This is a genomic window from Streptomyces sp. NPDC058872 (assembly GCF_042743065.1).
GTDB lineage: Bacteria > Actinomycetota > Actinomycetes > Streptomycetales > Streptomycetaceae > Streptomyces.
Genome location: NZ_JBHYMK010000024.1, coordinates 86,473 through 104,602 on the forward strand (window position 1 = coordinate 86,473; position 18,130 = coordinate 104,602).

Here is an 18,130-nt window from a genome sequence, read left to right on the forward strand (position 1 = left end):
CGCCCATGACCCCTGTCCACCTGGCCGGCCCCCGCCTGGCCCTGCGCGAAGTCGAACCCGAGGACACCGACGCCCTCCTGGCCATCTACGGCGATCCCGAGGCCACCCGGCACCTCAGCTTCGAACCCCGCACCCCCGAACAGGTCCAGGCGATCGTCGACCGTTCCATCGCCTCCGCCACGGACACCCCGAGGACCGAGTACTGCCTCGCCATCACGCGGCGCGGCGAGCACCGTCTGATCGGCTACGCCCGCCTGGCCACCGAACCGCAGCAGGCAGCCACCATCGGCTTCGCCCTCCACCCGGCCGCGTGGGGCAAGGGCCTGGGGACGGAAACCGTCCACCTGCTGTGCGCGCTCGGCTTCCAGACACTCGGCCTCCACCGCATCTGGGCGGCCCGCTCACCTCTCAACGAGGCGTCCGCGCGGACTCTGCTGCGGGCGGGCATGACCGAGGACGGCCGGATCCGCGACCACGTCTTCGTCCGCGGAGCGTGGCGGGACTCGATCACGTACTCGATCCTGGAGCACGAGTGGACCCCGATCGGCGACCTGGGCACCGGTCCGGCGCCGGAGGCGAGCCGGTGATCACCCAGGCCGGCTTACGGCACCATCTGGTGATCCCCGGGATCGCGGAATTCGCGCGCGGCGGCTTGCCCGACCCGCCGAACACCGACGACGGCAATGACTGGGTCGACGGCGTCTGCTGGCTCTACTGCGGGCAGCAGCAGACCAGGGTCCTGTGGATCGGCCCCGCCACCGTCGCCGGAGCCCAGGCACCCATGTACGCCTGCGGTGCCTGCATCAAGGAACTCCAGGCACGCATCTGGCACTCCCTCCGGACGCACGATTCGTCCGCCCGCCCCGCGCCGCCAAGGCATGCTCCCGAGCACAGCTCCGGGAGGAGGGGGCGAGGTCGTCACCGTCGTGGTCGCTGACCGATCGATCGCCTGAGAATCGTCCTGCTCGGAGGAGACAAGCCCCTTGGGGCGCGCGTTCGACGTCGGCCCCAAGGAGTATGTGTCGTATCAGGCCAGGGTCATCAGGGCCTGGGTGAGGGAGCGGGCTTCGGGGGCGAGGCCGTCGAGGATGTCCCGGGCGAAGGGGGTGTCGGGGCGGGCGGCGAGGTCCTGGACGGCGGTCCAGTGCTCGGCGATGAGGTGGAGAGCCTGCCTGGATCGCTGGATGGTGTCCCGTCGGTGGACGGCGAACTCCTCGGCGCGCTGGTGTGCCTCGGGCCAGGTGATGTCTCCCCGTTCGACGAGCTCGGCCAGGGGTGGGGTGGTGTCGCCATCGGCGATGCGGACGGTGTCGGTATTGATCACGTACTGCCGGAGCCGTTCCGTCTCCAGCCGCTCGTTCAGCGCCGTTGTGGCGTCGGCGAGGGTGATCTCGCTTTCGGTGACCTGCTCGGCGAGGTCGGGGGCGTGCTCGCGGAGGTGGTCGTACTGCTTCTGTAGGGCGGTGGCCCGAGCCTTGCGCTCGGAGACTGTGTTGTAGGCGTTGTCGAGGCTGAGGGTGCCGGTGCGGACCTGTTCGGCGAGGTCGGGGGAGTGCTTGAGGACGACGTTGGCGGCGGAGAGGCGGCTGCGGCTGAGGCCGTGGAGCTTGGCCAGGTCCCGCAGGGAGTGTCCCGAAAATGAACACGCCATCACGGTGATCATGGCCTCCTGTCCCTTGCTGAGGTGTCGGCGGAATATGTTCTTGGAGAAGATCAGCGCTGTGGGGTCGTCTCCGGTGTAGGTGGTGAAGCGGGGCTCGACGCCGGCGATCTTGCAGGCGGCCAGACGGTTGCGACCGTCGAGGAGGACGCCGTCGGCGTCGAGGACGATGTCCTCGTGCTGGCCCTCGTTCTTGATCGACTCGGCGAGGTCGAGCAGTTCGCCCTGGCTGAGCATCGGGAACAGGCTGGTGACGGGGTGGATCTTCAGGGTGTGCTCCTTGTCGGATGGCGGGATGGGATTCAGCGCGTGCGGCGCTGCTGGTCCGTGTGGACGGGGCGGTAGAGAGCCGACTGGGGTGCCGGGGCACGGCTGGTGGTGCGTTGGGTCAGGTCGGCGAGGCGGTGCAGCCGCCAGGTGAGGACTTCGCTGACGCTGGTGGCGGTGTCGAGTTCTCGCCTGGTGGTGGCTTCGGTGAGGAGGGCGGCGGGGTTGTGGCCGGCCGCGCCGGCTTGGGCGAGGGTGGCCGCGAGGACGGGCCAGCCGGGCTCGGCCAGGATCTGTTCGGCTTGTTCCGGGAGCGCTCGGCGCACGGTCGCCGCCTGCTGGAGACGAAGCCACTCGGGCAGCTCGGTTCCTCGCCGGTGGATCACGGCCAGCGGCTCGGCTGCCGCGGCCTTGTACGCGGCCCGGAGATGCTCGGCTGCCTGTCGTGCGGCCTCCGCCTGTTGGCTGTGGCCACGGGTGCGGTGCCAGTGCTGCGCGGCCACGGCCGCCAGCAGAAGGGCGTCGAGGAGGACCGTGAGGAGGACTCCGTCCTTCGGAGCGGGTTCACGCAGAATCGCCTTGACTGCCCGGCGGGTGGCCTGAGCCTGCTGGTGCTGGGCGCGGATGCGGGAGCGGCTGGCCCGCTCGAAGGCGGTGGCTGCCTGCAGGAGTCCGGGCCGCAGGGCCGGAGGGGCAGCCAGGGGTAGGACGTCGAGGGTTTCGGCGAGCACGGTGATGTGCGCCTGCCCGGCCTCGTCCTCGCTGTGGTCGAGGAGCTCGGGCACCTGGTCGGTGGCTCGGGCGAGGCGACGCCAGGCACGGGGCTCCGATGGTGCCGCTGAGCTGGTGTCGGTGGCGCTGAGGCGTTCACGGATCTTGGGGTAGGAGAGGTCGGGGGCGAGGGTGGAGCCGGAGAACCAGACGGGCTGGCCGTCCTTGTTGGTGTCGTCGGCGAGGGCGATCTTGTAGCCGCGGATGTCGCCGGAGGGGAATCGCTGGATCTCCACGAGAACCCCGGAGCCGTCGAGGAGGCGGAAGAACTCCTCCGGTGTCGTGGCTGCTGCGATGAGGGTGCGGGCGGTGGTGCGCAGGCGTTCGCGGGCGGTTGTGGCTCGGCCGGTGCGCCGGGCCTTCTCCTGTTCGGCTCGGGTGGGGTGCTTGGCTGCGGTGCGGTCGCCGCGCGGGACCTGGCGGAGCCCGTACTCCTTCTCGATGGCGACGAGTTCCTTGTCGGCGCGCAGGAAGTCGTTCCAGTTCCGTGGCGGACGGAGGTCGCCCCGGACCTTGGTGGCGACGATGTGGATGTGGTCGTCGGCGTGCCGGACGGCGACCCAGCGGCAGGCGTCGGGGTCGCCGGCGGGGGCGATGCCGGTGGCGTCGAGGACGCGGCGGGCGATGGCGGCCCACTCGTCGTCGGTCAGGCGGCGGTCTTCGGGGGCGGCGCGGATCGAGCAGTGCCAGACGTGGTTCTTCGGTGCCTTGTGGCCGGCCTGCTTGACGCGCAGGTCGAGGACGTCGGCGAGCTGGCCGAGGGTGGCGCAGGGGTTGCGGCCGGGGTCGGGCACGAAGTCGTCCCACGCGGCGACGAGGTGGGGGTCGGTGTGTTCGTTGGCGCGGCCGGGCCCGTAGAGGTAGTTGAGGACGCCCCGTGTTTTGTGGCCGGGCTTGACGATGTTCGCGATCAATCAGGCCGCCCGGCGGTTTGTGGCGGCCACGATGGCGGCGGCGTCGACAGCCGTGACCGCCTCCTGGACCAACGCCGCCAGCCGTCCGGCCTCGGCAAGCACAGCGGCGTCCATGGGGTGTGTCGTCCCGCCTTCGTTGAGGCGTTTGGCGATCTGGTTCGCGTTCGTGCCGACCCTGGAGACCTGCTTGCGCAAGGCCGCGTACTCGTCGATCAGGTCGTCGACGGGGGTGCGCTGCTCGGGCAGGCCGAGGTCGCCGTTCAGGTGCGCCATGACGATGGCGCCGACGAGGTGCGCGCCGGCCAGACCAAGTCGGCGGGCTTCGGCAAGGATCGCGGTCTTCTCGTCGACGCTGTAGCGGACGTCGACACGCTCCTTGCGCTGCACGTCCTGGCGGGCGCGACGTCGGGCGATTCGGCGCAGCGCGGCCTCGTCGGCGGCACGCACGCCCCCTGTCCCCGGTGCGCCCTCGCGCCGGGGACCCGCCTCCGCCACCCCCGGGGCGGAGGCTTCCGCGTTGGACCGGCCCTTGGACGGTCCAACGTCATACCTTGCTCCGCCCGGGGCAGGGGGTATGGCTGCCTGCTGGTTGGTGGGGAGTTCGCGCTTCGGGTCGTGCATGGATCGGTTCTCCGTCGGAGCTGGGTGCTGGGTTGGGGACGGCCTTCGTGTCCCCGTGCTCGTCTGCACGGGGACACGGGATCAGCCGGAGGGGCAGGGCTGTCGGCGCCTTGTGAGGGTCATGCGGTGCCGACGGGGGAGGCGGCTACGTCGAGTTCGTCGAGTGGGCCGACCTTGAAGTCGTCGGCCGTGACGGGCTCGGCCTGGCCGGTGCGCTCGGCCTGTAGTTGGTCGCGCAGGGCGCGGGCGCGGCCTTGGCCGACGCGTAGTTCGCTGCGCAGGCGCTCGGCGGTGAGTCGGTCGTCGCTCCAGTCGGCGGTCAGGAGTCGGGCCTTGTCGAGGAGGTCGGCGTCTGTGCGCGTGCGGTCGGTGGCCGACTTGGCGGCGGCGGGGACCCGGCCGGTCGCCCGACGGCGGGCGGCTCCGGTCGACTCCGCCACGGTGGCCGACCGGGGAGGTCGGACAGCGGGGGCCGACTCGCCTCCCTTGGTCGGCCCCATGTCGGGTGCCTCGGTGACCTTCACGGAGGTCGACTCGGTCGGCTTCTCGGGGACAGGTTCGGGCTGGTCAGGCGTCGACTCTGGGGCCTGGTCGCCGGCCGACTGGCCAGGGGCCGTTTCGGAGGAGTCGGCCGACTTGGGGTTGTGGTGCAGGACCTTGGCCACGAGGTCTGACCCGAAGTAGATCGACCCGACCGGGAGCGAGGTCGCCAGCAGGACGAGGGCCCAGTTCGCATAGTCCAGGTCGGTCAGTCGGCCCCACTGGACCGAGTCGGTGTGCAGCGCCGGAACGAGGCCGTGCACGTAGTTCAGCAGGAGGCTGGCGATCGTGTAGGTCGCCAGGACCCGCAGCGCGAACTTCCGGTCTGCTCCGGTCAGCACGAGCGTGGCGATCAGCGCGAGGGCCATCAGGCCGTCGACCACGATCGGGTAGAGCAGGGCGGCGGTGGAGTCGGCGCCGATGGCGCGGGCCACGTCGGACAGCGCGTTCCACGAGACCCGGAAGGCCATGAGGACGACGGCCACCAGGCCGATGACGAGGGTGATGCGTCCCGCGCGGTTCACGCGACGACCCTCAGCGGGTGCGGGCGCTCGGCGATCGTCGTTCTGCCTGAGGGCCTCGCCCTCGGGGGCCGAGGTGAGCCGCGCGATGCGGGCGCGGATGGCGCGTATCGCTGCCGGGGCGCTTGGGGCAGGGAAGTGCAAGGGGGTGGTCTCCAGGGTGGGGAAGGCCGTGGCCGCCGTGGCGTGGGCAGCCGTGGGCGGTGGGGACTCGTCCCACTCGTCCCGCCGCTGGTCAGGGCAGGTACGGGTGGGGCGGTGATGTCGAGTCGACTCGTTGCGGGTTGGTGACTCGTCCCCGCGCTGACCTGCGCGGGGACGGGTGGGACGAGTCGGGGAGGGTCACGCGCCGGGTTCGGCGGGGAGGGCGGGGGCTGCCTTGGGAGGGCAGTAGCGGGTCCAGGCGTCGGTGAACTGGGCGTGGGTGAAGCCCTTGGCCTGGTGGCCGCCGGGGAAGCGGCGGTTGGCCGACTTGATGCCGTAGTCCTGGAGCAGGATCTGCAGGCCGCGCGGGGTGAGCCCGTTGGGGCTGTGTTCGGCCCAGGGTGCCTCGGGGTCGGCGTTGAGGATCTCCAGGAGGCGGCCGGTGCGGAGTGCCGGCTGGTCGCCTTCGGAGGCGAAGGCGCGGCGGATGTCGGCGAGGATGCGGATCTTCAGCCCGCCGTCCTCGTCGCGCCCGGCCTCGTAGTCGGTCATGGCCGTGCACGCGGTGCGGGCCAGGACGGGCCAGTGTCCGCCAGCGAGGTCGGCGACGCTGACCAGCGGCGCCCAGGTGTCTGCGGCACGGTCCTCGACCGGCATCTTCGGTTCCAGGGCGAGTGCCTTCTCGCGTACGGAGGCCAGCCAGGCCGCCAGCCGCGTGCGGAGCTCGCGGACCGCCAGGTCGTCGCGGCCGTACCGCCAGAAGCTGACCTTCTCGGTCTCGGCTCGGCGGCGCATGCGGATGACGACGGACCGGTCCATGATCGTGTCGGGGAGGTCGCCGATGCCGGCGAGGGCGGCCATGGCGAAGGTGTCGAACTTGACCACCTCGTGGTTGGGGCCGGTGACGCGCAGGGTGGGCCGGTTGCGCTGGTGGCCGGCGTTGAGCAGGCCGCGCATCTCCTCGTTCTTCTCCGCGACCTTCGCGCTGCCGAAGATCGTGTCGACCTCGTCCACCAGGAGCGTGGGCGGGTCGCCCTCGCCGATCGACCGGAAGATCGCGGCGGCGGAGGCGTTGACCGTGATCAGCGGCTCGTGAACCGCCTCGATCAGGACTTCGAGCAGCCGCGACTTCCCGCAGCGCTTGGCCGGACCGACCACCGCCAGGCGCGGCGCGTGCTGCCACACCGTCTGCAGGTGGGTCGCCGCCGCCCACAGCGTGGTCGCGGTCAGCGCTTCGTCGCTCGGCATCACGACGTAGCGCTGGATCGTCTCCCGGAGCAGGTCCAGAACCTCTACGCCCTCGGGGTCCGGGGTGGGCGCGGGGACGGCTGGCTGGCCGGGTACGGCGGGTGGCGGCCACTCGACGGGAAGCGATGGCGTGTTCGGGGTGGCTTCGTCCATACTGGACATCGAGCTCCTCAATCTGCGGGCCATACGGGACGGCAATCCCGGCCTTGCAGCTAGTCGTTCAGGGATGGGCGGCGTGAGGTTTGCGCTTTGAGCCCCTCGGTGTCGCAAGCACTGGGGGGCTTTTTGCATGTCTGGCTAGGTGCTGGCGGTCTCCTGCGGACAGCAGCGGTCCAGCACAACAACCATGCCACACGCAGAGCGGCTATGCAAGCGGCAGAGCGTGGTGTACTGTTTAGGCTGCTGCGAATTGCAGGGACATGCTGCGAGAGGAAGGAGGGGTTAATGCCTGACGACGACGGCGAGGACGCATCCGAGGGTGTCCTGCTCAAGGGCGAGGACAACGCCGCCAAGCGGATCAAGGCCGAGCGCGAAAACCGTGGCTGGAGCACCACCACGCTCTCCGACCGCCTCAACGAGGCTGGCTACGAGATGAACCCGTCGGCGGTATGGCGGATCGAGAACGGCAAGCGCCGCATCAACCTCGACGAGGCCATCGGCTTCGCTGAGGTCTTCGGGGTGTCACTGTCCAACCTCGTCGGCCCGCCGGCCCTGGCCGCCGCCGGCCGCGCCATGGAGCTGATCGACACCGTCGTGGCCGCCAGCGCGGCCGCCCAGCGCGCCCAGCACGCGCACCGCCGCGTCAACGCCGAACTCATCGCCTACCTCGACGAGCACCCGGACATCCGCGAGGAAGCCAACGCGGTGGTCAGCAACGCCATCGCCGAGAGCATGATGAAGATCAACCAGGAGGAGTTCGGCCTGCCGCCCCAGCCGTAACCCGCTCCTTCAGGCCGTCCTGGACCGCAAACCCCAGGCCCCGGCCGCATCACACGCCCATCCCGTCCCTGAACGACACCGGCCCGGCCGGGGTTGCCGCCCCATCAGTCGAGGCCAGGAGAGGACCCCGCTTGCGCCACGCCGCGATACCCCACGCCCGCGTACAGCCCCCGCACGCCGAAACGGCCCCGCCGCGCCTCTACCTCCCGGAAGATGTCGCCGCCGTGCTCGGCTGCTCCGCCTGGTGGGTCAAGGACCGCGCCCGCCGACGGCTGATCCCGTACACCAGGGTCGGCCGCGCCTACCGCTTCACCGGCGACCACCTCGCGGAGATCATCCGCATGCACGAGGCCCGTCCGGCGGTCCCCAGCACCCCTGTTGTGACTGCCGCTGTCCCGAAAATGAACGCTCCCAGTCCCACATCTCTCCCCGCGGTACCTCTGCCCACGAGCCGTCTCCGCGCCCGGCCGCCACGCCGAGCCCGCCAGGACCAGTTCGGGACCGCCGCCTAAGAAGCGACGCAGGAGGAGGGGAGGAACACATGGGATTCGCGGAGAAGCGCGCGAACTACTGGCGCGGCCGCTACAAGGTCGCGCCCGGCAAGCACCTCACGGTCGTCGACGACAGCGGCAAGGCGATCAGGTTCGCCACCAAGGGCGAGGCCCAGCGCGCTGCGAGCGAGGCCGAGAACAAGTACCGGCGAGGCGACTGGCGCGATCCGGCCCTGGGCCAGGAGACCTTCGGCGAGTACGCGAGCCGCTGGTACGAGGCCCAGGACCTGGCCGCGTCGACGATGCAGAACTACAAGCGCCACATCGAGGAGCACCTGCTCCCCGACTTCGAGGACAAGGCGCTCGCCGGCATCCTGCGCTCGGACGTCGAGCTGTGGGAGAAAAAGGAGCGGGCCGTGTACGCGGCCTCCAGCGTCAAGACCTGGCGCTCGACGCTTCACCTGATCCTCGAGGACGCGATTGACGAGGGGCTCATCACGTCCAATCCGGCCGCCAGGCGGCGCGGGCGTGGCAAGCGCGCCGGCCGCTCGCGCGACCGCGGCCCGGAGAAGGTCATCACCGACGCGCTCGGCATCCTGCTGGCCGCCGAACGGGCTTCCCTGCTCTCCGGCCGCGATGACGAGTTCGTCGCCGTGGTGCAGAAGGGCTACACCGGGATGCGCTGGGCCGAAATGGTCGGGCTGGAGATGGAGTTCGCCCGGCCCGGATCTTTCCGGGTCGAGTGGCAGCTGTACGAGCTGGACACCGGCGAGCTGGTGCGCGTCCCGCCTAAGGACGACAGCTACCGCACCATCGACTCGCCGGACTGGCTCTCCGCCCTCGTCGCCAACCACATCGCCCGTATGAAGCCGACGCCGTGCCCCTGCCACGGCAAGAGCTACGTCTATCGAGGTCTTGGCGCTGCCCGTACCGGCGGCCACCAGGGAGCCAAGCTCGCCGACGTCGCCCGCCGCGCCGGCGTCTCCACGGGCACGGTGTCCAACGTCCTCAACCACCCCGCCCGTGTCGCCGAGGCCACCCGGGCGAAGGTGGAGCAGGCCATCGCGGACCTCGGCTTCATACGCGGCGGCACGGTGTCCGAGCATGCGGCCCACTGGCGCCGCAACGGCTTCGCCACCTGGCTGTTCACGCCGGCGGTCTCCGGCTGGTACCCGAAGAAGGCACCCCAGGAGGCCCGCCCCGTCCCGCTCCTCGGCGAACCGTGGCCCGGCGTCCCGTCCCGGGGCCGCAACGCCACCGATCGAGCAGACGCCTGCTGGGTCCCCATCGCCAAGGGCCTCACGCCCCACGGCCTGCGCCACACCCACCGGACGATGATGGAGGACCTCGGCACCGAGAAGGTCCTCATGGACGAGCGCATGGGCCACATCGACGGCTCCGTCTCGGCCCGCTACGCCCACGTCACCCCGGGCATGCGCCGCCGCCTCATGGCCGGCCTGACCGAACAGTGGGAGGCGGCGCTCGATGCTCGCCTGGCGATGTGCCCCACGTCACCGGTGCGCGTACTCAACGACTTGCTGCGGGCACGTCTCGCCATGCGCTGATTGATTCCCACTAAGTATCGTCGCTGCGGTGGCCGTGAAGGCGGTAGCCCATCTCGTCTGGATGCCGCATGACCCGTGCAAGGCGCCAGGCGGCGTCATAGGACAAGCGACCACGCTCCCGTACGCGCAGCCGCAGAGCCAACACACTGGTGACAGGGTCAAGCACCCAGCGCAGTGCCGCCGTCTTCACCGCACCTCACCCGAGAGGAGTGCGAGGTGGTGGGCGGTGTGCTCGTCGCCGAACGCGCGGACAGCGTCGACAAGGAGGGTGAGCAGTTCTCTGCGGCCTTCCTCCGTCAGGCCGGCAACGAAGTTGTGGAGCAGCTGTGCCACCGTCACCCACTGCTGTCCTGGCTGCCACTGCTGCACCTCTCGCACCAGGTCGTTGAGGTCGGTGCCCGTCGGCGGACCTCCGAGTCGGGACCAGTGCTGCGACGCCCCCTCCAGAAGCCCATAGAGTCGGGCGGCGGCCGGGTTGGCGAGGATCTCCTCCCGGAGGAACGCCTCGCGGGCTCGGACCTGCCGTCGTGCCAGCTCGTCCAGCTCGTGGTCGCGCCGGATGTGTTCCTTCTGCCGCCGGTACTCCTGCTGCACGCGTTCCGAGTGGAGACCGGCAGTCCGCGTGGTGTCGTCCACGCTGATGCGTACGTGCACATCGGTGACCACCACACCGTCGGCCATGAGGGGCAGCTGTGTCCGAACGGCGATGGTGATGTCCTGCTCAGCGGCTTCGGGGCGGAGGACGTCACAGAGCTCGGCCGCCTTCTCGATCGCTCTCCTCGCAAGGCGTGGAGCTGTATGCCGATTCGCCGGCGTGGTGGCGTCGGCGCGGCGCCAGGTCACCCGGATCTCGACGGTGAAGAACAGCAACGGGTCCATGCTCTTGAGACGGTCCGTGAAGACGGACGTCCACCTGGCGTCGTCTTCTGTCATCGGGGCAGGAGCCCTGGCGGTCCGGCGTCTCATGCGGCGTCGACCCCCGCATCGTCCTGAGGCTCATCACCGGGAGTGCTTGGCGAGGCGGGCTGAGACACGACCGGCTGATTACGCCGGGCGATGAGGTCTTGGTCGAGCAGAGCGGACAGTTCGCGTTTGAGGTCTTCCTTCTCCTCGGTGTAAGGGCGGTCCTGGCCCTGTACCCACCACTGGGCGGAGGTGCGCAGAGTTTCGCGAAGGATTGGCCCTTCGGTACCTGGAACGTTCACGGCCTGGCGCAGCGTGTCGAAGACGACCGGCCTGAGTTCGTGCCGTTCCAGTGCCGCATCAAGCCACGTGAAGACGGCTTTGTCGAGGTCGCGTTCCCCTGTCGGCCCCGCGGCCTGGCGCAGCAGGGTGCGCCAGCCCGTCACAAGTCCTTGCACAGTGGGGCGGAAGGAGTCCTCCTCGTCGGGAGTCTCCTCAAACATGGCTTGGAGGAGCGGCGGAAGGCCGGCTGCCTCGGGCGGGGAGTTCAGGGCCAGCGCGGTGAACGTGCGGTGCCCAACGGTCTGGCTCGTCGTGTCCGACTTGCACCAATCGACGACATACCCGAACAACATCTGCCGTACGGTGGCGTCCTCCCATAGGACGCGTACCGCATCGCGCAACGCGTCGAGCACGTCGGGACGACCTTGCGCTGCCACATTCCTGAGTCGACGCAGCGCCTTGGCGGTATGCCGACGGCCGAACGCGCCCGTACACACTTCTACAACGGCTCTCTGCAGGTGGGGCTGGCTTCGATTCGACCAGGCGAGCAGCATCGAATGGATGTAGGGAGCGCTGGCTGCGTGGATGGCTGCGGAGTCCAGGAGTTCAACGGCCAGCGGCCACAGCTCCTTGGGGGTTCCGTGCTTGTACCATTCCTCGACTATCCGCTCCAGCGGCGTCTGACGCCGGTGGCGAACGGCCCATTGCAGAGCGAACTGGCCCACGCGCTCTGCCAGGGCAAGCCGACCATCCCTGCTGATGATCTCCAGGGCTTCCCTGCTCGTGTTGGTGTCGAGGACAGGTGCCTGTGCGAGCCACTTCAAGAACGTGGTGCGGGCCAGAGGGCGGTCGTTCCAGAAGTACTCGATGACGGCGTCGTCCCAGTGCGGGCGGGTGAAGGTGAGGGTGCCGTCATCCTCGCGCTCTGCTCCGATGGCCCTCGTCATGGCGATGACTCCGGGTTCCCGCTGTCCGTCCACCTCGACCTTTGCGCTGTCGAGCTGTTCGGTCAGCTTCGCCGCCCTGGCGTAGACATGTCCGACCGGATCGCCGCGCAGAACAGCCGCAGCCAGCAGGAAGTTGCGCTCGAAGCTGGTACGGGAGCGCCCCTCGGGCTCGTGCCACATGTACAGCGCGTCTTCCCAGTTGCTGTGGGCAGCCGCAACGTTGGCCACTTGCTCATCGAACGTCAGGCGGGGCGAACCGCCCCGCTGATGCTTGAGCGCCTGGCCTGGGTCGGATGCATCTGCGGCTGCGGATTGGGCTGCCCGGTGCTCTTCCAACATGAGGTGCACGAGGTTGAGCACATCGGTTGGGGCTTGGCCGGTAAGAAGTGGCTTGATGTTCAGGTGATCAAGCCACTGATCTGCTGGAAAGTCGGGCTCCTGCCCGAGTAGCCACCGCTCGGCGATGTCGCGCGGATCCACCATGCCCAACTCCGGGGCGACGCCGTCCGGCGCCCCATGGCTTATGCGCCTCCACTGCTCGGGGCGAGTGAGGACGATCAGTCGGCAGTCACGCCGCTGGAGGCGCTCGACGAGCTTGTTGAGGTTGGCCCCGAAGGATTCCTCGACCGCGAAGTCATCCTCGTCAGGCGGAAGTTCCAGCAGGTACCCGCAACGGCGGTCGTGTGGAAGGCGCCTGGTCGGGAAGTGCTTGGAGCCGCCGAAGGGCAGCGGCCGCACTTCGGCGATGACGCCGTCGTCCAGGAGATGAGCGAGCAATGCGTAGGCGGTGAAGGTCCGGCTGCTGTTCGGCGGGCGGCTGATGACCAGGACGGAGCCTGCCGCACGCAGGGCTTCAAGAGCTTGCTTAAAGGAGCTGGGCGCCAGTCGGTCCTCGTAACGGGGCTCGGCATACACCTCGTGGACTACGGCCAGGTACTCGGGCGAGATCGGGGCGTGCGAGTCGAGGGTCTGCTCGTACACGTACTTCGTGCCGACTTGTTCGCCGTTGTTGATGAAGGCCCGTTGCAGCACGGCGGCCTGCCCGACCGCCTCCACCGCGTCGCGCGTCGGTGTCCACACCGTAGGCCGCCGCGGGACGCTGTCGTCGGAGGGGCGCTCGGCGTCCGCGGTCTCTGCCAACGCCTTGATTGCCGACACGGTCGACGCATCGTTGCTGGGCGGGTCGGGAGGGAAAGGTGGCAGCTCGGGCAGGCTGCTCGGTTCGGTAGTTGGATTCTGCGGTCCCGACGAGGGTTGCGCCCAGGGTGCCGGCTGCTCGCCCTCTCGCCCGTCGCTTTCCGTGGACAGGGCCTGCGGCGGGCGCTCTCCAGCAGGGCTGTAATCGAAGCTCATGCTGTTGCCGCCTGCCTCAGCCGATCGTGCCTTCTACTTCGATGCCGATCTGTTCGCCTGTCTCCTCGATGGTCCCGGCCTCCTGATCGACGCGTGCCCGTCCGCGTTCCGTGATGTCGCCGCCGACGCGCATGCCGACCTGCTTGCCACGAAGGGAGTCGGCCCTCTGCGAGACCTCCACCCCGGGCCGGTCCGCCTCCTTCTCGTCGCCGAAGGGCAAGCGGCGCCCGTACACCTCCTCCAGGTCCCGACGAAGGCGTCCCAGAAGCTCCCGCAATTCGTTGTCATCGCCCTGGAGGAACTCGGGCCGCGACAGATAGACGCGGAGCGCGCCATGGGCCCCGGTGATGCGTGTGACGCGCTCGTCAGTGAGTGCGGGGGCCCTGACCAGCAGGGGCTGCGGCTGCTCCGGCACTTGCTCCGGCTCTTCCACTGGTACTCGACCTGCACGCCGGTCCAACACGGCACTCGCTCGGTCGAAGAGAAACCTGACCGCCTCGGTCAGCAGCGTTCCGGCAAGGACGGGAAATGCCAACGGGTCCATGTGCGTGCTTCCTCCCCCTGAGCCCGTACGACAGCCGCAATTCCCATCGGTAGGTGCGACCGGCATGTACGCGGGCAAAAACGGGCTTCACCGTACGAGGGTGATCAAGGGGAAGGACAGACGGGAAATCGGTCTTTTGGTGAGGTGGCCGATGAGCAAGTGTTGACAATCGGTAGTGGCGTCATGTGGCCTGAGTGATGAGTTGGTGGCTTCAAGGGCTTGCCCCAGCAGCTCTCGTCCTCGGCTGGAACCACACGATGTTCGATCTGTGTTCGTGCTGGGGCGATGTCCGATTCAGGATGCCGGGTGCCCATGCTTCCGGCGGCCGAAGGTGTTCATGGAGTGAGGCGGCCACATGTGCGCGGGGCATCGGACCCACGCCCGGGGTGCCTACTCAGGAGTCAGCGGGGCCCTCAAGGCAGACCGGTGTGCTGCGCCCGTGGCGACAGCCAGGCTGGATCGACGCTGTGGGGAGCCCGGCCGTCAGGCCCCGCCAGCGGTAAGGGTGGCCCTGGACAAGATCGGATCAAAATTCCTTGAAAAGGGTGCTGACCAGGAGGGAGGCGAGCCAGCCTTTTGATTCGAGTGCAGACGTCCACAGTCTGGCCACACCCTGGGGTGTGGCCCCAGGGTCTGTGAGCCTGAGACGATCGAGTCATCGACGGGGGCGTTTGTGGCCCCAAGCCCCTGCACATTCAGTGCAGTTGAGGCGTCAATCCTCAGACTCACTTCTGGAGGGCATCATGTCCAGTTTTCCTTCGCGCGATGGCGCATTCGCCGCGTACATCTTCTGTTCTACGGGGTCCCCGGAGGGGCTGTGGGCTACGCCGCCAGTGCTGGTCGTGATCGTCGTACTCGTATCAGTGCTAGCTGTTCACGCTGGCCCTGACCACGCGGTTTCGGGTACGGCCGCAGCACTGGCCGCAGCCCTGGTCGAGTTGCTGGTCGGTCATCGCACTGCTTGTGCCAGGGCAGAACAGGGTTCGTAGCAGTGGGTCGCTGCGCCAAGAGCATCGACGTCGGTGCGGGGCCTCGACTGCGCGAACTGGTGGAATATCTGCGTGAGCTTAAGGCTACGAGCCGCGTCACTTACCGCGAGATGGCGAGGCGTACAGGGCCCAAGCCCTACTACTGCGGAGCTTCGACGCTCAGCCAAGCAGTCACTGGGTCTCGGCTTCCTCGGCTCCAGGTCGTGGAAGCCTATGCTCGCGCAGTTGGTGATCGCGCCGATCACCAGGCGCGTCAGCATCGTGTGGGGCGAGCCCGTCAACTGTGGAAGGCTGCGGCCATTGAGGAGGCTCGTCCACTTCGGACAGACCAGGGGCGTCGGCTTCGACAGATCCGTACGCCAGAGGCTCTCGGCCAGGGCCTAGCGAGGCTCCGCGCGAGGGTAGGCCAACCGTCTCTTCGCGAGATCGAACGAGAGACCGCTGCTCGTGGACACCGTGTGCCGCGATCGACATGCCGGCTGATCTTAGCTGGGTGCGTCCTGCCCACCTCGGAGCAGTTGACAGTCCTCCTGTACGCCTTCGCTGTCACCGAAGCTGCTTCCATGGGCTGGCGTATCGCACTGAGCCGGATCGCGACGAGCAGGGACCCTGCGCCGACCTGGCCCGGTGGGTGTGTATGCCCAGATGGAGACCCCGCCGTTAACGCGTTTCTTGAACGTCGTGATCGCGACGAAAGGATCAAGCGGAAGACCGGGCAACTCCGCCAGGACGAGGACTACGACGCATGGCTGGAGGTGCGAGCTGCCAGGGCTTTCTATCGGCGCCGGTGGGACTACCTGGACGAGGACGAGCTGGATCAGTTTGCGCAGAGTGGATGACTGCCCCTACAGGTTGGATGGGATGCCGAAGGCCGCCAACAAGCGGTGACTGGGAGCGGCGAGCAGGGCGGCCACGGAGGCGTGGGGGTCAGGTTTCTGGACTCGGCTCCCAAACGGCTCCCAAGGCGGCCCCGGAAACCACTCAGGGGCCCGACCCGCTCTCGCGGATCAGGCCCCTGACCTGGTATTTCGGCTGTCGGGGTGGCGGGATTTGAACCCACGACCTCTTCGTCCCGAACGAAGCGCGCTGCCAAGCTGCGCTACACCCCGATGTCGCTGCTTTGTTCTTCACGTCGCGGCGACATCGATTACTTTAGCCCACGCGCGCGCTCAGGCGAAATCCGCTATCCGAGGCGCCGCGGCACAGGTCGGATGCGGTCCAGTCCCACGATCGCGAGGCCGAGGACGTAGAAGGCCGCTCCGAGGACCACGGCGTGGGTGAGGACGCCCGTGTAGCCGTGGGCGGTCACGTCGAGGAAGGGGTAGGTGTAGCGGGTGGGTGCATCGGGGGAGAGCAGCGCGCCGCGGACCAGGGAGAACGCGAAGTAGAGGCCCGGAGCGGCGAGCCATTGGGCCGCGTGGCGCCAGCGGAGCGCGCCGGGAGCCGTGAGCAGGAAGAAGTCCAGGGCCGTGCCGATCGGGGTCACGGTGTGCAGGAGTTGGTTGGCGACGGCCCTCGCTCCGGTCAGGCGGGCGATCTCGGCGGCCTGGTTGAACTCGCTGGCCCCGTTGTCGAGCACCAGGTGGAAGACGAGGCCGACGACCGAGATGCAGAGCAGCGCCCCGCCGGTCCACGGCGCGGGCAGCGGTGGGCGGCGGGTCCAGGCCCGGAAGGCGCCCCGGCCCAGGACGACGGCGACCAGGATGTTCGACCAGATGGTGAAGAAGCTCAGGACGACGAGGACGTTTCCGTGTGCGCACTCGATGGCCAGCCCCGTCGCCGCGGTCAGGGCGATCAGTCCGCGGAAGGCCGCCGCGATGGGGCGCCGCTCGATGGAGGGCGTGGTCGCGGCGGCCGATGCGGCCGCGGTGCGGGGCGTGAGCATGCCCCCACGTTAAGTGCTCAGGGGCGTGCGGTCAGGGTGAGCAGGGTGACCTCGGGAGGGCAAGCGAAGCGGACCGGGGTGTACCGGTTGGCGCCGCAGCCCGCCGAGACGTGCAGGTAGGAGGTGCGGTTGGCGACGGTGTGCGTGGAGAGTCCCTTGACCCGGTCCGTGTCGAGGTCGCAGTTGGTGACGAGCGCCCCGTAGAAGGGGATGCACACCTGTCCGCCGTGGGTGTGCCCGGCGAGGATCAGCTCGTACCCCTCGGCGGTGAAGGCGTCGAGCGCGCGCAGGTACGGGGCGTGCACGATGCCCACGGTGAAGTCGGCGGAGTCGTCCGGGCCGCCGGCCACGTGCTCGTACCGGTCGCGCTTGATGTGCGGGTCGTCCAGGCCGGTGAAGGCGAGTTCGGCCTGCGGCAGCTTCAGCCGGCCGCGGGTGTTGGTGAGGTCCACCCAGCCGGCCGCGTCGAAGGCGTCCCGCATGTCCTCCCACGGGTTGTGGACGGCGCCGACGACGGGCTTGTTGCCGTTGAGGCCGTGGCGTCCCTGCACCTTCTCCAGCAGGTAGCGGGCGGGGTTGCGGGGGCGGGGCCCGTAGTAGTCGTTGGAGCCGAAGACGTACACGCCGGGGAACTCCATCAGCGGTCCCAGCGCGTCGAGCACCTCGGGCACGGCCTCGGTGTCGGAGAGGTTGTCGCCGGTGTTGACGACGAGGTCCGGGCGCAGCCCCGCGAGGGACTGCAGCCAGGCCCGCTTCTTGCGCTGGCCGCTCACCATGTGGATGTCGGAGACCTGGAGGACCCGGAGGTCGCGCATGCCGCGCGGGAGGACGGGCACCGTCACGCGGCGAAGCCGGAAGGAGCGGGCTTCGAAGCCCGCGGAGTAGACGAGTCCGGCGGCTGCCGTCGCCGTGAGGCCTGCCGTGATCTTCAGGGGGGTGCCGTACCGTGCGCGCATCTCCCCATCGTCGCAGACCCGCTGGGCCGAAATGCGCGGGCGGTACGGCTGGGGCACCTGCCACACTTGTCCCCATGACCACGCTCAAGGCCAAGCTCCAGGACGACCTCAACGCCGCGATCAAAGAGCGCGACGAACTCCGCTCCTCGACCCTGCGGCTGACCATCGCCGCCATCACCAAGGAGGAGGTCGCGGGCAAGACCAAGCGCGAACTCTCCGACGACGAGGTGCAGAAGGTGATCGCGAAGGAGGCGAAGAAGCGCCGCGAGGCCGCGGACGCCTTCGCCCAGGGCGGTCGTGCCGAGTCTGCGGAGCGGGAGAAGGCCGAGGGCCTCGTGCTCGACGCGTACCTGCCGAAGCAGCTCAGTGACGAGGAGCTCGACGGGATCGTCGCCGCTGCCGTCGAGGAGGCGGAGGCCGCGGGCGCCGAGGGCCCGCGTGCCATGGGGGCCGTCATGAAGATCGTGAACCCGAAGGTGGCCGGTCGGGCCGAGGGCGGCCGGGTCGCCGCCGCGGTGAAGAAGCTGCTCGCGGGCTGAACCGCGTCCGTTCCGTACGCGCGAGGGCGCCCCACCCGATGGTGTGGGGCG

17 protein-coding genes and 1 tRNA gene are annotated in these 18,130 nt (G+C 69.2%); 7 read left to right on the forward strand and 11 right to left on the reverse strand.

All coding sequences use genetic code 11. The annotated features are described in order from the left end of the window. The first annotated feature begins 5 nt into the window (after positions 1-5). Together ACFW22_RS17805 and ACFW22_RS17810 are read left to right on the forward strand one after the other, a co-directional pair. Entirely contained in the window at positions 6-587 is a 582-nt protein-coding gene (locus tag ACFW22_RS17805) for a GNAT family N-acetyltransferase (RefSeq protein WP_386404936.1), read from the forward strand. Further along, positions 584-937, forward strand: coding sequence for a hypothetical protein (locus ACFW22_RS17810; RefSeq protein WP_386404939.1), 354 nt, complete (start codon positions 584-586; stop codon positions 935-937). Before ACFW22_RS17805 ends, ACFW22_RS17810 begins: the two co-directional genes overlap by 4 nt. A 90-nt stretch (positions 938-1,027) precedes the next feature. On the opposite strand, the gene ACFW22_RS17815 is transcribed toward ACFW22_RS17810, so the two are convergent. The 5 genes from ACFW22_RS17815 to ACFW22_RS17835 form a co-directional block, all read right to left on the reverse strand. Further along, positions 1,028-1,897 (reverse strand): plasmid replication/partition related protein, encoded by an 870-nt coding sequence (locus tag ACFW22_RS17815; protein WP_386404942.1) that lies wholly within the window; start codon positions 1,895-1,897, stop codon positions 1,028-1,030. 65 nt (positions 1,898-1,962) lie between these two features. Further along, complete coding sequence (locus ACFW22_RS17820; protein ID WP_386404945.1) at positions 1,963-3,612, reverse strand: relaxase/mobilization nuclease domain-containing protein; 1,650 nt, start codon at positions 3,610-3,612, stop codon at positions 1,963-1,965. Further along, positions 3,613-4,059 (reverse strand): plasmid mobilization relaxosome protein MobC, encoded by a 447-nt coding sequence (gene mobC / locus ACFW22_RS17825; RefSeq protein ID WP_386404948.1) that lies wholly within the window; start codon positions 4,057-4,059, stop codon positions 3,613-3,615. A 293-nt stretch (positions 4,060-4,352) separates the two neighbouring features. Then, a complete protein-coding gene (locus ACFW22_RS17830; RefSeq protein WP_386404951.1) occupies positions 4,353-5,297 on the reverse strand; it encodes a DUF2637 domain-containing protein in 945 nt (314 codons plus the stop codon). Positions 5,298-5,636: 339 nt separating this feature from the next. Continuing rightward, positions 5,637-6,839: a DUF3631 domain-containing protein gene (locus ACFW22_RS17835; protein WP_386404997.1), complete on the reverse strand. Its 1,203-nt coding sequence runs from the start codon at positions 6,837-6,839 to the stop codon at positions 5,637-5,639. 291 nt (positions 6,840-7,130) lie between these two features. Between ACFW22_RS17835 and ACFW22_RS17840 the strand changes: the two genes are divergently transcribed. The 3 genes from ACFW22_RS17840 to ACFW22_RS17850 all read left to right on the forward strand — a co-directional run bounded on the left by ACFW22_RS17840 (position 7,131) and on the right by ACFW22_RS17850 (position 9,681). Continuing rightward, positions 7,131-7,625, forward strand: a complete 495-nt coding sequence (locus ACFW22_RS17840; protein ID WP_386404955.1) for a helix-turn-helix domain-containing protein — start codon at positions 7,131-7,133, stop codon at positions 7,623-7,625. A gap of 131 nt (positions 7,626-7,756) precedes the next feature. Next, complete coding sequence (locus ACFW22_RS17845) at positions 7,757-8,137, forward strand: helix-turn-helix domain-containing protein (protein ID WP_386404958.1); 381 nt, start codon at positions 7,757-7,759, stop codon at positions 8,135-8,137. A 29-nt stretch (positions 8,138-8,166) separates the two neighbouring features. Next, on the forward strand, positions 8,167-9,681 hold the full coding sequence (locus ACFW22_RS17850; protein ID WP_386404961.1) for a LacI family DNA-binding transcriptional regulator: 1,515 nt from the start codon (positions 8,167-8,169) through the stop codon (positions 9,679-9,681). A gap of 186 nt (positions 9,682-9,867) precedes the next feature. Here the strand turns inward: ACFW22_RS17850 and ACFW22_RS17855 are convergent, their stop codons facing one another. The 3 genes from ACFW22_RS17855 to ACFW22_RS17865 are packed head-to-tail and all read right to left on the reverse strand — an operon-like array spanning position 9,868 to position 13,629. After that, positions 9,868-10,614 (reverse strand): hypothetical protein, encoded by a 747-nt coding sequence (locus tag ACFW22_RS17855; protein ID WP_386404964.1) that lies wholly within the window; start codon positions 10,612-10,614, stop codon positions 9,868-9,870. 29 nt (positions 10,615-10,643) lie between these two features. Next, entirely contained in the window at positions 10,644-13,166 is a 2,523-nt protein-coding gene (locus ACFW22_RS17860; protein ID WP_386404967.1) for a hypothetical protein, read from the reverse strand. A gap of 16 nt (positions 13,167-13,182) precedes the next feature. Next, on the reverse strand, positions 13,183-13,629 hold the full coding sequence (locus ACFW22_RS17865; protein WP_386404970.1) for a hypothetical protein: 447 nt from the start codon (positions 13,627-13,629) through the stop codon (positions 13,183-13,185). Positions 13,630-14,758: 1,129 nt separating this feature from the next. Between ACFW22_RS17865 and ACFW22_RS17870 the strand changes: the two genes are divergently transcribed. Next, the gene (locus tag ACFW22_RS17870) at positions 14,759-15,538 is read left to right on the forward strand and encodes a helix-turn-helix domain-containing protein (protein ID WP_386405000.1); all 780 of its coding nucleotides are present in this window, start codon (positions 14,759-14,761) and stop codon (positions 15,536-15,538) included. Between the two features lie 196 nt (positions 15,539-15,734). Here the strand turns inward: ACFW22_RS17870 and ACFW22_RS17875 are convergent. From ACFW22_RS17875 to ACFW22_RS17885, 3 genes are all read right to left on the reverse strand, one after another. Beyond that, positions 15,735-15,808: transfer RNA gene (locus ACFW22_RS17875), tRNA-Pro, on the reverse strand. Positions 15,809-15,882: 74 nt separating this feature from the next. Further along, positions 15,883-16,584, reverse strand: a complete 702-nt coding sequence (locus tag ACFW22_RS17880) for a Pr6Pr family membrane protein (RefSeq protein WP_386404973.1) — start codon at positions 16,582-16,584, stop codon at positions 15,883-15,885. Between the two features lie 17 nt (positions 16,585-16,601). Continuing rightward, complete coding sequence (locus ACFW22_RS17885; protein WP_386404976.1) at positions 16,602-17,540, reverse strand: metallophosphoesterase; 939 nt, start codon at positions 17,538-17,540, stop codon at positions 16,602-16,604. 74 nt (positions 17,541-17,614) lie between these two features. Between ACFW22_RS17885 and ACFW22_RS17890 the strand changes: the two genes are divergently transcribed. After that, positions 17,615-18,079: a GatB/YqeY domain-containing protein gene (locus ACFW22_RS17890; protein WP_386404979.1), complete on the forward strand. Its 465-nt coding sequence runs from the start codon at positions 17,615-17,617 to the stop codon at positions 18,077-18,079. Positions 18,080-18,130 lie beyond the last annotated feature (51 nt).